Below are 14,106 nucleotides of genomic sequence, written 5' to 3' on the forward strand. Positions count from 1 at the left end.
CTACTTCGCCGTTTCTAGCACTTTCTTTTTCTCTTCCTTCGTTCCTTCTTCAAATGCCGCCATCTCAGCATCGAACTTCTCAAGGCCCTTGCTTTCAAACTCACTGATCCGTTCTTTCATTTTCAGATAGGATTTCGGGATCACCCGTACGAATTTCGATAGATAAGACTCCCAGTTCGCAAGGATCTTCCGTCCGTTATCACTATTGGTATACGAGACATATCGCTCGATCATTTCATATAATTCTTTCGATTCTTCGGGATCAAACAGCGGCTGTACATGGACAAGTTCCTGATTGCAGCGGCTTCGGAACGTTCCGTCGTCATCCAGTACATACGCGACGCCTCCGGACATTCCTGCAGCAAAGTTCCGTCCCGTCATACCCAGGACGACCACCTTTCCACCCGTCATGTATTCACATCCATGATCTCCGACTCCTTCGACCACCACGTCGGCACCGCTGTTACGGACACAGAAACGTTCTCCAGCGATACCATAAATGTAAGCCTCCCCTGAAGAAGCACCATAGAAGGATACGTTCCCGACGATGGTATTGCGCTCGGGGATGAACGTGGCCGTTGGATCAGGATGAACGATGATTTTGCCTCCTGACAGTCCTTTCCCGACAAAGTCATTGGAGTCTCCCACAAGCCTTAACGTAAGGCCTTTCGGTATGAAAGCCCCGAAGCTTTGACCGGCCGACCCCTTGAAGGTCAGGCGGATGGTATCTTCCGGAAGTCCTTCCGCACCGTAGCGCTTCGTGATTTCACTTCCGAGCATCGTGCCCGTAACACGGTGGATATTCCGGATGGCTGTGGTCCATTCCACCTTTTCACCTTTATCGATTGCGTTCCGGCAGCGTGGGATGAGCTCCTGATAATCGAGGGTCTTCGTCAATTCATGATCTTGCTTGCGCGTTGCATACCGAGTCACTTTAGCAGGCACATCAGGCTGATAAAGAAGGGCTGATAGATCGATCCCCTTTCCTTTCCAGTGGTCGATGGCTTCATTCGCTTCAAGGACATCGGTCCTTCCGATCATCTCATTGATCGTCCTGAATCCAAGCTGGGCCATGATCTCCCTTGCTTCCTGAGCCACAAAGCGCATGAAATTCTCAACATGCTCAGGGTCACCCATATATTTCTTCCTCAGTTCAGGATCTTGTGTGGCAATCCCGACCGGACATGTATTCATATGGCACACCCTCATCATTACGCATCCAAGGACCACAAGGGGTGCCGTTGAGAATCCATATTCTTCTGCTCCGAGCAGGGAGGCGATGACCACATCTCTTCCGGTCATCATCTTTCCGTCCGTCTCCACGACGATCCGGTCCCTGAGATGATTGAGGAGCAAAGTCTGGTGGGCTTCTGCGAGACCGATCTCCCACGGGAGGCCCGTGTGCTTCAAGCTCGTTCTCGGAGCGGCACCGGTCCCTCCATCATAACCCGAGATGAGGACCACATCGGCCCTTCCTTTGGCTACCCCTGCGGCAATCGTCCCGACACCGACAGCAGACACGAGCTTTACGCTGATGCGTGCGCGTGGATTGGCATTCTTCAGATTGTAGATGAGCTCTGCAAGGTCTTCAATGGAATAGATATCATGATGGGGCGGAGGTGAGATAAGTTCCACTCCAGGGGTGGACCCCCTTACTTCCGCTACCCAAGGATAGACTTTCTTACCCGGAAGGTGACCGCCTTCTCCCGGCTTCGCCCCTTGGGCAACCTTGATCTGGATCTCATCGGAATTGACCAGATAATGACTGGTGACACCGAATCTCCCTGAAGCTACCTGCTTGATGGAGCTTCTTCGGGAGTCTCCATTTTCATCAACTTGGAAGCGTTCCGGATGTTCTCCGCCTTCTCCCGAGTTGCTTCGACCCCCGATCCGGTTCATGGCGATGGCCAAAGCTTCATGGGCTTCCTGACTGATGGAACCGAATGACATCGCCCCGGTCTTGAAGCGTCGGCAGATACTTTCCACTGATTCCACTTCTTCGATCGGGATGGATTTGGCGTCCTTGAAGGATAGCAGCCCCCTTAACGATTGCAGATGCTGCTTCTCGTCGGTGAGCATGCGCGAATACTTCTTGAAAAGCTCATAATCATTCGTGCGGCAGGCGTGCTGCAGCGTATGGATCGTACTTGGATTGTAAGCGTGGTCCTCCCCCTTGTTCCGGTACTGGAACTCGTCACCTGATTCAAGGGTCCGGTTCGGGTCTTTCCGGTCGGCGTAAGCTTTGTTATGGCGCAGAAGGACTTCCTTCTCGATCAGGTCGATCCCGATTCCCCCGAGCCTCGACGGGGTACGGGTGAAATAGCGATCGATAACATCGTTTTGGATCCCCACGGCTTCAAAGATCTGTGCACCCCTGTAGCTCTGGATGGTCGAAATCCCCATCTTAGAGAGAACCTTGACCACTCCGTCCGTTGCAGCCTTTACGTACTTATCGACGGCTTCGTCGAAGGTCTTGCCGGTGATTTCACCGTTTCCGATCATGCTATGCAGGCTTTCATACGCTAGGTATGGGTAGATCGCTTCGGCACCATAGCCGAGCAGTGTGGCAAAATGGTGCACTTCCCTCGGCTCCCCTGATTCCAGGAGAAGACTTACCCTCGTACGTGTCCCCTTCCGGATCAAATGGTGATGCAGAGCGGATACGGCAAGGAGGGCAGGAATCGCAGCCCGCTTCTCTTCCACTCCGCGATCGGATAGGATCAGGAGAGTTGTTCCATCCTCTACCGCTTGATCTGCTTGTTCGAATAGGCGATCCAGGGTAGGGGTCAGTTGATCTCCTTCTTCAGTCACCTCGAAAAGGATGGACAGCGTGACGGCTTTGAAGCCCTCTTCACGTTGCTGACGCAGTTTTTCAAACTCTGTACCCGTAAGGACCGGTGTCTCGAGGTAGATATGGCGACAGCTAGCGGGTGTCGGTGCAACAAGATTCCCTTCGGCACCGATTGTCGTTCCGACAGAGGTGATGATCTGTTCCCTGATGGCATCGATCGGCGGATTCGTCACCTGGGCAAATAGCTGTTTAAAGTAGTTATAGAGAAGCTGTGGTTTCTTCGAAAGGACGGCGAGCGGTGAATCATACCCCATGGACCCGACGGGATCCTTCCCTTCAAGTACCATCGGTTTGATGAGCTTATTGAGTTCCTCGGTGGTATAACCGAAAGCCTGTTGCTGCACCATTACCTCTTCTTCTGGTATCGTATCCGGCTCCCTTACAGGATCGGGTAGATCTCTCAAATTGAATTTATTCTGATCCAGCCAGTGGCGATAAGGCTGTTCGGACGCAACACGCAGCTTGATTTCCTCATCAGGGATGATCCTTCCCTTTTCAAGGTCCACCAATAGCATTTTCCCAGGCTGCAGGCGGTCTTTATAAACAATATCATCAGCGAAGATATCCAATGCCCCTACCTCGGAGCCAAGAACGATCATGCCGTTCTTCGTCACATAGTATCTGGCAGGGCGCAGGCCGTTCCTGTCAAGACATGCACCGATTTCCTTGCCGTCGGTGAATACAAGGGCAGCAGGTCCATCCCACGGTTCCATGAGACAGCTATGATATTCATAAAAGTCTTTTTTCTTAGGATGAATGGTTTCATCATTTTCCCAAGGCTCCGGTACCATCATCATGGCCGTATGGGCAAGGGATCGTCCCGATAGATGCAGGAACTCGAAACAGTTATCGAACATGGAGGAATCACTGCCTGTCTCATCGATGACAGGAAGGATCTTCTTAAGGTCTTCGTCATTGAATGCGGTGGATTCGCACAGTTTCTCCCTCGCTCTCATCCAATTGACATTTCCGCGCAGGGTATTGAATTCACCGTTGTGGATCGTATAGCGGTTCGGATGCGAACGCTGCCAGCTAGGGAAGGTATTCGTGCTGAAACGGGAATGCACAAGAGCGAGTGCAGACCGGAATTCAGGATGATTGAGGTCAATGTAGAAGGAGTCCAGCTGCTCAGGCACCAGCATCCCTTTATAGACGATAGTGGTCGAAGAAAGACTGCAGATATACACATCTTCCTGTCCAACTGCCTTGGCTGCCTCATTTTCGATCCGTTTCCGGATTACATACAGCTTGCGTTCAAAGTCCATGCGCGTTTTCATATCATCAGACGCACCGATGAAAACCTGGCGTATGAACGGTTTGGACTTCGATGCCACTTTCCCCACGAAGGAATCATTTAACGGCACAGGCCTCCAGCCAAGGACTTCCTGGCCTTCTTCGACGATGATGCGTTCAAAGATCTCTTTGCTTTTCATCCTCTTCTCATATTGTTCAGGGAGGAAGACCATCCCGACCCCGTATTCTCCTTTACGCGGAAGGAAGATGTCCTCTTTCTCGCACTGCTTTTTGAAGAAATGATGGGGGATTTGAGTAAGAATACCAGCACCATCACCGGTACTGGTATCAGCGGACTGTCCTCCGCGGTGCTCTAGGTTACAGAGAATATTGATCGCATTCTGTACGATACTATGTGATTTGCTTCCATCAATGTTGGCAATCATCCCGATCCCGCATGCTTCATGCTCATGAAGGGGGTTATATAATCCTTGTGCCGCCGGAAGATTCGTTTTCATTCAATGTCCTCCTCTACTCACGTGTATAAAAATTGAATAAATACCACCTGATGCATTTAGTTGATTTTCGTTAGTATATCATGAAATTTAGAAAAAACGAAAAATTTAGTCATTAAAAAACCTCCCGCACTTACCATTATAGTTGGAAAAACAGGAAAGTCCGACAGGGTAAAACATATAGATTTCCTTTAATTTTCAGAATCTTTAAAACCTTGATTTGACAACAAAGTAATCGTTTTCATTTTCATCCGGAAAATGCAGGTCCACAGATGAATTTTCATACAAAAAAATCTTTAAAAAAATTTTTTTGTCAGACAGTTTTACAAAGTGATTTCAGGTCCATCCACAAGGATGTTTTGGGGAAAACGGTGACAGATCGGATTTCAGGGAAGGAGATGGTCATTCTTGGATAACCGGATATCCAAATCTATTACCCCTTCTTCAACAAGATAAAACCATAGTGCAAAACAACTAGTATTCACTAGAAGCCATTCACTCTAATGGAACTATATACCACGGAACTACCCACCTCTATAATGTAGGTAGAAATAATATTTCACAGAATTATCAGATATAAGTGAAGTGTTATTTCACTCAGTTATTTGTAAGCGTTTTCTAACCAAAAGAAGAAAGGGAGGAGTTCAATGAAAAAAGGAAAAAAGTCAATTGTCGTCATCCTGCTTCTGGCCCTGCTTGCCCCCATGTGGGCTGGACAAGCTTCTGCATCGGCACAGCCAAAACATGAGATGCGTGCAGCCTGGATTGCCACTGTTCAGAATATCGACATGAAGGCAGGGATGGACAAAGCCGCCTACACGTCATGGGTTCAATCGACTCTGGATGATCTTAAAGAAAGGAAATTCAATACGGTCATCTATCAGGTGAAACCTACAGTCGATGCCCTCTACCCATCAGATCTTGCCCCTTGGTCCAAATACATCACCGGTAAAGCTCAAGGAACCGATCCGGGATATGATCCCCTCGGCATCATGCTTGAAGAAGCCCACAAACGGGGAATCGAGCTACATGCGTGGGTGAATCCCTACCGTGTCACGATGCCCGGCATGACGCTTAACGACCTTGATCCCGGCAATGTGGCAAAGCAACACCCTGACTGGGTGCTGAAGTATGGAAGCCAATACTATCTTGATCCCGGCTTGCCTGAGGTTCAGCAATACCTCATCGAGACTGTGGAAGAGCTGGTAGCCAATTATGATATTGAAGCCGTTCATATGGATGATTATTTCTATCCGTATAAAATTGCCGGACAAGACTTCCCTGACCAAGCTACATATGAAAAATACGGCAAGGACTTTGATTCAATCGAAGACTGGCGGAGAAATAATGTCGATCTCCTCGTCGAAGATATCAATACTTCTATTAAAGATATGAAGGAATGGGTCCAGTTCGGTATCTCTCCGTTCGGCGTCTGGAGGAATATCGCCAAGGATCCGACTGGAAGTGAAACGACGGCAGGTCAGACGAACTACGATGATTTATATGCCGACACCCGTCAGTGGATCAAAGACGGCAGCATTGACTATATCACACCACAGATTTACTGGTCCCGGGACTTTGCCGCTGCAAACTATTCCGTGCTTCTCGACTGGTGGAGCAATGAAGTGACTGAGTACGCCTATGAACACCCCGTTCACCTCTATATCGGGATGGCAGACTACAAGGTCGGTGACAACTTCGACCAGCAATGGTATGACCCGCATGAACTACCGGAACAGATCCTGGATAACCGTGAAAACGGCACGGCAAAAGGACAAATGCATTTCTCCCTTCAGCAGCTTCATAACAACCGCCTTGGATATGCCGATATCCTGAAGGACGAAATCTATATAGATACAGCATTGACGCCGCCTACTCCTTGGAATAACAGGGAACTGCCGAAAAAACCGACCAAAGTAAAAGGGAAATCCAAACATGGCAGTGTCAAACTTGAGATTGAAGATAAGAAACACACTGCAAGAAAGTTTGTCATCTACCGGTTTGACGGTCCTCGTGAAGGCGATTATAATGACCCTGCCAATATCATTGATGTCGTCTACGCAGATGAAGATTCCTATACAGACGTTCCTCCTGATAAGGGAATCTACACCTATGGAGTTACATCTATATCCGATACCGGTCTTGAAAGTCGAGACGCCAAAACCGTGCGTGTGAAATATTGATTCATATGCACAGCAAAGTGCGGACAGCACCGTCCCTAGACGGGTGCTGTCCGCACTTTTTGTGTCCGTTCACTGTTGAGCTGCCAGAACAGTTTCCCTCATCTTCTTCGCTGCTTCCACCATTACGACAAGGGCTTCGATGGTTTCGTCGGTTCCGCGTGTTTTCAGACCACAGTCCGGATTGATCCAGAACAGTTGCGGATCGAGTACACGAATGGCCCGTTCGATGTTCTGAGTCATCTCCTCGAGCGTTGGAACCCTAGGGCTGTGTATATCGTAAACGCCGAGACCGATCCCTTGGGCATAGGTGTTTTCCTCAAAGGAATGAATGAGATTACCATGGCTTCTTGACGTTTCGATGGATATGACGTCCGCATCAAGCGATTTGATGCTCTCGATGATTTCCCCAAACTCCGAATAGCACATATGGGTGTGGATTTGCGTACTGTCTTTCACAGATGACGTTGCAAGTTTGAAAGCATGGACGGCGGCCTCGAGGTAGCCTGCCCTCTTTTCTTTCTGCAGCGGCATCCCCTCCCTGAGGGCCGGTTCATCGACTTGGATCATGCGGATTCCGTTTGCCTCGAGGGCCTCGACTTCCTTTCTCAAAGCCAGGGCAATTTGATTGGCGACATCATAACGCGGAATGTCGGTCCGGACAAATGACCAATTTACAATCGTGATTGGACCAGTCAACATTCCCTTCACAGGTTTTTCAGTCAACGATTGCGCAAAGACCGTTTCATCCACTGTCATCGGTTCTTGGAATCTTACTTCCCCATGAATGATCGGAGGCTTCACACAGCGTGAACCATAGGACTGAACCCAGCCTTGTTTGGTAAAAGCAAATCCACCAAGCTTCTCCCCGAAGTACTCCACCATATCCGTCCGTTCGAATTCACCGTGAACGAGTACGTCCAGGCCGATTCTTTCCTGGATGTCGATCCACTTTCCGATCTCATCCTGGATGAACGTCCGGTAGTCCTGATCGCTCACTTCCCCCCTCCTCCATTTCAGGCGTTCTTTCCGCACCTCTTTGGTCTGCGGAAAGCTTCCAATCGTAGTGGTTGGAAAGAGGGGAAGACCGAGCTCTGCCTCCTGAACGACCCGCCTCTCAGAGAATGGGGCACGATGAAGGAATTCATTTCCGTCCAGTTGCTCACTCTCTCTGAGAGTCCGGGATTGTTTGATATTTTCGAGACCGTCAGAGCTTTCTTCCTCATTGGAGATAGAGGGACGCCCTTCCTTGATTGCCTCTGTAACCGTGACAATTTCCTGCAGCTTTTCATCTGCAAAAGAAAGTGTGCGCGTAAGGCGGTCCCCGAGTCCTTCCTCTCCTTTGACTGTGACGGGCACATGGAGCAGGCTCGATGATGGCTGGATGATCAGACGGTCTCTTGAAACAGCGCTCTCCAACTCCTCAAGCGAGTCGAGGGTCCGATTCAGATTTGCTTTCCATATATTCCTCCCATCAATGATCCCCGCGGCAAGGACCTTGTCTTCAGGGAACCCATGGGTGTTCAGGGCCTGACGATTCCCTCCACCATCGTGTACGAAATCCAATCCGATCCCATGCACCGGAAGCCTGATCACCCTCTCATAGCGACTGACGCGATCAAAGTAGGTTTGAAGGATGACCTTGATTCGAGGCGCTGCCTTGATCAGCGTGTCATAGACCTGCTCAAGGACCGTCCACTCCTCAGCGGTCAGATCGGTACATAACACGGGTTCGTCAATCTGAACCCATCCGGCGCCAGCCTCTTCAAGCTCCTTGAGAATGGACGCATACAACGGGACGAACCCATCGACAGTGCTTGCGAACGCCTCGGGATCATACCCTTTGGACAGCTTTACGAACGTTACCGGGCCGAGGAGCACGGGCTTCCCTATGATGCCAAGCTGTTCCTTCGCTTCCTTGAAGTAGCGAAGCGGGGGATTATCGGCCAAAGAAGGCGTTGCCCCGTCCAGTTCGGGAACGATGTAATGGTAATTGGTGTTGAACCACTTCGTCATCGTGGATGCCACTGCGTCGCCCGTCCCCCTTGCCATACCGTAATACGTCTTCAACGGGACTTTCCCTCCCCCATGACCGAACCGCTTCGGGACCACCCCGAACATGGCGGCTGTATCCAATACATGATCATACAGGCTGAAGTCCCCGACAGGAATCAGGTCAATCCCTGCATCCGACTGCTTTTTAAGATGACGAAGGCGGATCTCATCTGTCTTCGCCACAAATTCTTCTTCCTTTAGCTTTCCTTCCCAAAATTGTTCCAGCGCTTTCTTCCACTCTCGTTTTTCACCGATTCTCGGGTAACCGAGATTTGAACTTTTCACCATATTGCTCACTCCTTCTCATTTTCTCTCCAATAAAAAAATCTCCCTTTCAGAGAAAGAGAGATTTTGCGCGCAATGAATAAACGTTGACAATCCTATGATTCCAACACGCGTTCCTCACTCCCCTCTATGACCCGTAGAGCTCAAGTGCACACAACAGGCAGGTCTCCTGACTCAGGTTCATCACGCCTTATCCCTTCCCATTCCCTCCAGAAACAGTGGATGTGATAAGTTGCTTCCCCATACAGTGGCGGGACCGTACCGGACTTTCACCGGTTTCCCTTTTCAGCCATGCTTCCACACGGCACCTGTCGCATCTTCCTATTCAGTTCTCAACTCAACGAAAAAAGCCTCTCCACGATAGAGAGGCCCTTTAAAGGGATGTCCTCTCTTATTTTCCAAAGCATGATGCTTTGCAGGAATTAGCACCTTTTCAACAAGTGTTGAATGGTTGCCGGGTTTCACAGGGCCAGTCCCTCCACCGCTCTTCATAAGAGTATCGATCATTTATTTGTCCGTTGAATAGGGTAATACTAGCATGCCAGCTTTTACTTTGTCAAAATATTTCTAACATTCGTTCGAAGGTCCTACTGTCGTTGACGGTACCCTTGGTACCAAAAAAAAAGTGCCACATGTGCCATTCAGAGGATGTTCGACTGTGCATGGAACGCAGGAAGAAATTCGCGGTGGACTTCCAGAAGTTCATCCAACAATGGTTTTGCTCTCGAATCACTGGTGACCAGCGGATTGATCGTCATGGCGAGGAGGGCTTTTTCGTAGGAGCCTGACACGGCTGCTTCTGCCGCGATCCGCTCAAAGGATTTGATCTGTTGAACAAGTCCGCTGACGGCTACAGGCAGTTCACCTATATGGATCGGTTTAGGCCCTTCTTTGGTCACGACACAGTTCACTTCCACGGCGGACTCATCAGGGATGCCCGTGATACTGCCGTCATTTCTGACGTTCAGGGTCTGTACGTCCCCTTTATCATTGAAGATCGAAGAAATCACATTGCAGGCGGCATCGCTGTAGTAGGCTCCTCCACGCTCCTGAAGCTGCGGGGGCTTCACATCAAGGTCTTCGTTCTTATACAGCTCGAACAATTCATCTTCCAATCGCTGGACGACCTCGGCACGGGTTGTCCCCGTTTTAAATTCCTCCAGCTGTTTCTCGAGGATCTCACTGGTTTTGTAAAAATACCGGTGATACGGACAAGGTATGACTCCGAGAGCTTTCAGGAAATCAGGATCCCATGGCAGTGGGGCGATATTTTTCATGCTGAGCTGCTTATCCTCATCACCCATCAGTTCCAGTACCTTCCCAAGGACGGACCCCCCATCGACCGTCACATCCAGTCCGTACACCATATGATTCAAGCCGGCAAACCGGATATCGACTGAAGCGACTTCTACGCCAAGAAGCCTGGCAATGGTCATCTTCGTATTGATCGGCAGGTTGCATACGCCCACGACTTTCGAATGCTTGCTGTATCGGAGCAACGCCTCCGTCACCATTCCAGCCGGGTTGGTGAAATTGATCAGCCATGCATCAGGGCAAAGACGCTGCATATCCTCCGCAATCTCAAGAAGAACCGGAATGGTCCGGAGGCCTTTGAATAGTCCACCTGCCCCGTTCGTTTCCTGTCCGATCATCCCGTACTTGATCGGCAGCCTTTCATCCTGAATCCTTGCCTTCAGCTGACCGACCCGCATCTGGGTTGTAACAAAATCAGCATTCTCCAGTGCTTCCTCCCGGTCCAAAGCCAGGTGAATGGTCATGGGAACACCGGCCTTAGACACCATCCTCCGCGCAAGGCTCCCGACAATCTCGAGCTTTTCTTTTCCAGCAGGGATATCCACAAGCCACAGCTCCCGGACAGGCAGCTCATCATAACGATTGATCAACCCTTCCACAAACTCCGGCGTGTAGCTTGAGCCACCGCCGATGGTCACGATTTTTAAGCCTTCTTTCATGAATGCTCCTCCTCCTGTATTACTTCACAACGAATGCCATGACAAAACTGATGGCGATGCTGACAATGATTCCAACCAATAACCTTTTCTTCCTGATTGACGAATTCGTCACCGGCCCTTCGATTTTCAGAAGGACAAGACTCAGGCCCAATGACGTGGAAATGCCAGTCGCAAGGAAGATACTCCACTCCTTGGGCATTCCGGCACTCATGAAAGGCTTTGATAAGAGTAAGAGACCTATGGATACAGTAAGTATCAGAACCAGTACGCTTTTGAATCCTATTCTTCTTGGTATAACAGTTTCAATCATTTTGTTCACGCTCCTTGTGATACATAGTGAAGAAGCGGGATCATGAGATTCCCGCTTCTCGCTTTCGCTTATGCTGCTTGTTGCTCGTTTTCTTCCACTTTGACCATTTTCTTATCATACATCTTGAAGAACGGGAAGTAGATGGCGAACGAGATTGCGATATTGATGAAGACCATCACCACTGCCCTCCAGTCTCCACCGGTTGCCAAGAATGCGCCAATCGGTGCGGGCAGGGTCCACGGAGGCATGATATAGGTCGGTGAAATCATTCCTGTAGCCGTTGCCACATATGCAATGGTTGCCGTAACGAGCGGTGTGATGACGAATGGGATAATCAGGACAGGATTCAGTACAATCGGTGCCCCGAAAATAATAGGCTCATTAATGTTGAACGTGACCGGGACAATACTAGTCCGTCCCAATGCTTTCAAATACTTGGATCTTGAGAAGAATACCATAGCCAGTGCGAGACCGAGTGTGGCACCAGAACCACCGATCCAGATGAACCACTGGTAGAATGTTTCAGGTGCAATATGTGGGATTACTTGACCGTGTGCGACGGCTTCGGCATTGTTCCCAAGGAACATTTCCCAAAGCGGACGGGCGACCGTACCAACGACCGATACCCCATGAATCCCGAATGACCAGAAGAATGTAATTAAGAATACAGGAATCAATACCCCAAAAATGCTGTCCCCTGCCGTTACGAGTGGGGAAACGGCCACACCGATCAAGTGATGGAGGTCAAGACCTGCCCAGACTGTGATGGCGGACATTCCTACGATGACAAACGCAACAGGAATCAGTGCTTCAAAACTCCGTGCCACGGATGGTGGTACTTGTTCAGGCATTTTAATCGTGATATTTCGCTTTTTACAAAACCGAAGGATTTCGACTGCCAGGATCGACACGACCATGGTGACAAATAATCCATGCCCCCCAAGATTGGTCATCGGTAATACCCATCCCTGACCGTCTATCATTTGCGGTGTAACTGTCAATAGAAGTGCCGCTACAGCCATCTGTGCTCCGGATAACGGATCAAGGTCATAGCTTTTTGCAAGATTGTAGCCTATCCCGAAGGCTATATAGAGCGACATGATGAACATAGTCACACGATAGGGAATCAAGATTTCAGTCTGATGATCCAGCGCCCACTGCTTGATGTCCCCGAATACCCCTGCATCAGGCAGCGGCGGAAACGCGAAGATCAGAAAGAATGAGCCTACGATGATGAACGGCAGTGCAGAAATGACCCCATCCCGGATTGCCTGTAGATGCCTTTGCTCCGACAGTCTCGCCATCGGACCAGATAAGTTGTTCTCCAAGAAACTTACAAATTTTCGCATGTTCCTACCCCCTTGTTCTTCCCCTTTAGTTCGTCAATTCCTTGACGGTTTTCAATAATGTGGCCCCACCGAGCGGCGAGTACGCCTGTGGCGGGATCGGGCCGCATGGTACGTTTGCCCCGTCAGCCGCTTTCTTCACCTGATCGAAGCGGTGCCTGATCTGAGGTGCGACCATGCAGACATCCCACCCCTTGGATATCTCATCAGCCACTTCCCCCGTCCCGATTGCAAGGACGTCCATTTCAAGCCCTTCTTTCGCCCCTTCTTTCTTCAATGCATTGACGACGATGGAACTGGACATACCACCTGCACATACAAATAATACTTTCATCAATCTTCCTCCTTCTTCATTCGTTGGACGATATTATGGGTCTCGACGATTTGCCCGAAGACGCCATGTCCTTTTTTCATACATAATGCAACAAACAGGGCGTCTATGATGACGAGTTGCGCAATGCGTGCCGTCATCGTACCGATCCTGATATTGTTCTCTTCTTCCGAGATGGTCAGGACGATATCGGCAAGCTTTCTCGCCTGGGACTTCCCGTGCTGGGTGAGGAGGATGATTTTCGCCCCCTTTTCCTGCGCCACGGTCATGAGCCTCAGGATTTCCTTCGTCTGACCGGATGTTGAAACGACGAACAGTACATCGTTCTTCGTCATATTTGCTGCCATCATCATCTGAACGTGGATATCCCCCGCCTGGAAGGCCAGGTAATTCAGCCTGAGAATCTTCTGGGTGAAGTCCTCCGCCACGACAGCTGATCCCCCGACTCCATATAGATAGACGCGATCAGCGTGGTGCAGTGCTTCAACCGCACGCTCAAGTTCCTCCACCGAGAACAGTTTCTCCGTGTTCTTGATGGCCTGGTACGTGTTCATCGTCACTTTACTGAATACCGTTTCCAGGCTGTCCTCAAAATGTAAAAGTGTGTTCACTTCGGGATTTTGCGGTTCCTCGATCCAGGAGGTTTTGGCGAGTTCTATCTTCAACCCACTGAAGGAGTTGATGCCGATCCGTTTACAGAACCGGATGATCGCCGCTTCGCTGCTCCCACATGATGAAGCAAGCTGTTTTGTCGTCATTTCCACTACTTTATCGGGATATTCCAGTACATATTCTGCTACTGCGCGCTCAGAAGGAGTGAATGCTTCCATCTGACTCTTGATGTGTTTTAATACGTGAAACTCTGTCATGGTCACCTCCAAAAAAATGAGTTGTATTGTAAAGGCTTTCAATTTACTATGATTATATGCGATAATGAAATTAAATTTCAATATATTTTTGAAATTTCTAAACTTTTATTTTACCAAGCTGAATAAAACAGTTCTATAAGAGTACTAGGAGGAATAGG

The 14,106-nt window shown here is 49.5% G+C and carries 8 protein-coding genes and 2 riboswitches; of the genes, 1 reads left to right on the forward strand and 7 read right to left on the reverse strand.

Translation table 11 applies throughout. From position 1 onward, the window contains the following. Positions 1 to 4,602, reverse strand: a complete 4,602-nt coding sequence (gene gltB, locus ACNA6I_RS11035; RefSeq protein WP_048005024.1) for a glutamate synthase large subunit — start codon at positions 4,600 to 4,602, stop codon at positions 1 to 3. Positions 4,603 to 5,246: 644 nt separating this feature from the next. Between gltB and ACNA6I_RS11040 the strand changes: the two genes are divergently transcribed. Continuing rightward, the gene (locus tag ACNA6I_RS11040) at positions 5,247 to 6,782 is read left to right on the forward strand and encodes a glycoside hydrolase family 10 protein (protein WP_416313293.1); all 1,536 of its coding nucleotides are present in this window, start codon (positions 5,247 to 5,249) and stop codon (positions 6,780 to 6,782) included. A gap of 69 nt (positions 6,783 to 6,851) precedes the next feature. On the opposite strand, the gene metE is transcribed toward ACNA6I_RS11040, so the two are convergent. From metE to ACNA6I_RS11070, 6 genes are all read right to left on the reverse strand, one after another. Next, entirely contained in the window at positions 6,852 to 9,122 is a 2,271-nt protein-coding gene (gene metE, locus ACNA6I_RS11045; RefSeq protein ID WP_367259378.1) for a 5-methyltetrahydropteroyltriglutamate--homocysteine S-methyltransferase, read from the reverse strand. 138 nt (positions 9,123 to 9,260) lie between these two features. Next, positions 9,261 to 9,446, reverse strand: a riboswitch (cobalamin riboswitch). 61 nt (positions 9,447 to 9,507) lie between these two features. After that, positions 9,508 to 9,616, reverse strand: a riboswitch (SAM riboswitch). Positions 9,617 to 9,760: 144 nt separating this feature from the next. Next, a complete protein-coding gene (locus tag ACNA6I_RS11050) occupies positions 9,761 to 11,092 on the reverse strand; it encodes a 6-phospho-beta-glucosidase (RefSeq protein WP_252266298.1) in 1,332 nt (443 codons plus the stop codon). A 19-nt stretch (positions 11,093 to 11,111) separates the two neighbouring features. Further along, positions 11,112 to 11,402 (reverse strand): hypothetical protein, encoded by a 291-nt coding sequence (locus tag ACNA6I_RS11055; protein WP_156183437.1) that lies wholly within the window; start codon positions 11,400 to 11,402, stop codon positions 11,112 to 11,114. A gap of 68 nt (positions 11,403 to 11,470) precedes the next feature. Further along, positions 11,471 to 12,751, reverse strand: a complete 1,281-nt coding sequence (locus ACNA6I_RS11060; RefSeq protein WP_416313294.1) for a PTS sugar transporter subunit IIC — start codon at positions 12,749 to 12,751, stop codon at positions 11,471 to 11,473. Between the two features lie 25 nt (positions 12,752 to 12,776). Continuing rightward, complete coding sequence (locus tag ACNA6I_RS11065) at positions 12,777 to 13,082, reverse strand: PTS sugar transporter subunit IIB (protein ID WP_048005030.1); 306 nt, start codon at positions 13,080 to 13,082, stop codon at positions 12,777 to 12,779. Then, positions 13,082 to 13,948, reverse strand: coding sequence for a MurR/RpiR family transcriptional regulator (locus ACNA6I_RS11070; protein WP_048005031.1), 867 nt, complete (start codon positions 13,946 to 13,948; stop codon positions 13,082 to 13,084). The genes ACNA6I_RS11065 and ACNA6I_RS11070 overlap by 1 nt, the downstream gene beginning before the upstream one ends. Positions 13,949 to 14,106: the final 158 nt, after the last annotated feature.

The sequence above is a fragment of the Rossellomorea sp. FS2 genome (assembly GCF_047915635.1).
Classification (GTDB): domain Bacteria; phylum Bacillota; class Bacilli; order Bacillales; family Bacillaceae_B; genus Rossellomorea; species Rossellomorea marisflavi_A.

Bases quoted from the DNA above. Each gene is read 5' to 3' on its own strand.
- metE (WP_367259378.1), bottom strand. From the start codon at position 9,122: ATGGTGAAAAGTTCAAATCTCGGTTACCCGAGAATCGGTGAAAAACGA.
- ACNA6I_RS11070 (WP_048005031.1), bottom strand. From the start codon at position 13,948: ATGACAGAGTTTCACGTATTAAAACACATCAAGAGTCAGATGGAAGCA.
- ACNA6I_RS11050 (WP_252266298.1), bottom strand. From the start codon at position 11,092: ATGAAAGAAGGCTTAAAAATCGTGACCATCGGCGGTGGCTCAAGCTAC.
- ACNA6I_RS11065 (WP_048005030.1), bottom strand. From the start codon at position 13,082: ATGAAAGTATTATTTGTATGTGCAGGTGGTATGTCCAGTTCCATCGTC.
- gltB (WP_048005024.1), bottom strand. From the start codon at position 4,602: ATGAAAACGAATCTTCCGGCGGCACAAGGATTATATAACCCCCTTCAT.
- ACNA6I_RS11055 (WP_156183437.1), bottom strand. From the start codon at position 11,402: ATGATTGAAACTGTTATACCAAGAAGAATAGGATTCAAAAGCGTACTG.
- ACNA6I_RS11060 (WP_416313294.1), bottom strand. From the start codon at position 12,751: ATGCGAAAATTTGTAAGTTTCTTGGAGAACAACTTATCTGGTCCGATG.
- ACNA6I_RS11040 (WP_416313293.1), top strand. From the start codon at position 5,247: ATGAAAAAAGGAAAAAAGTCAATTGTCGTCATCCTGCTTCTGGCCCTG.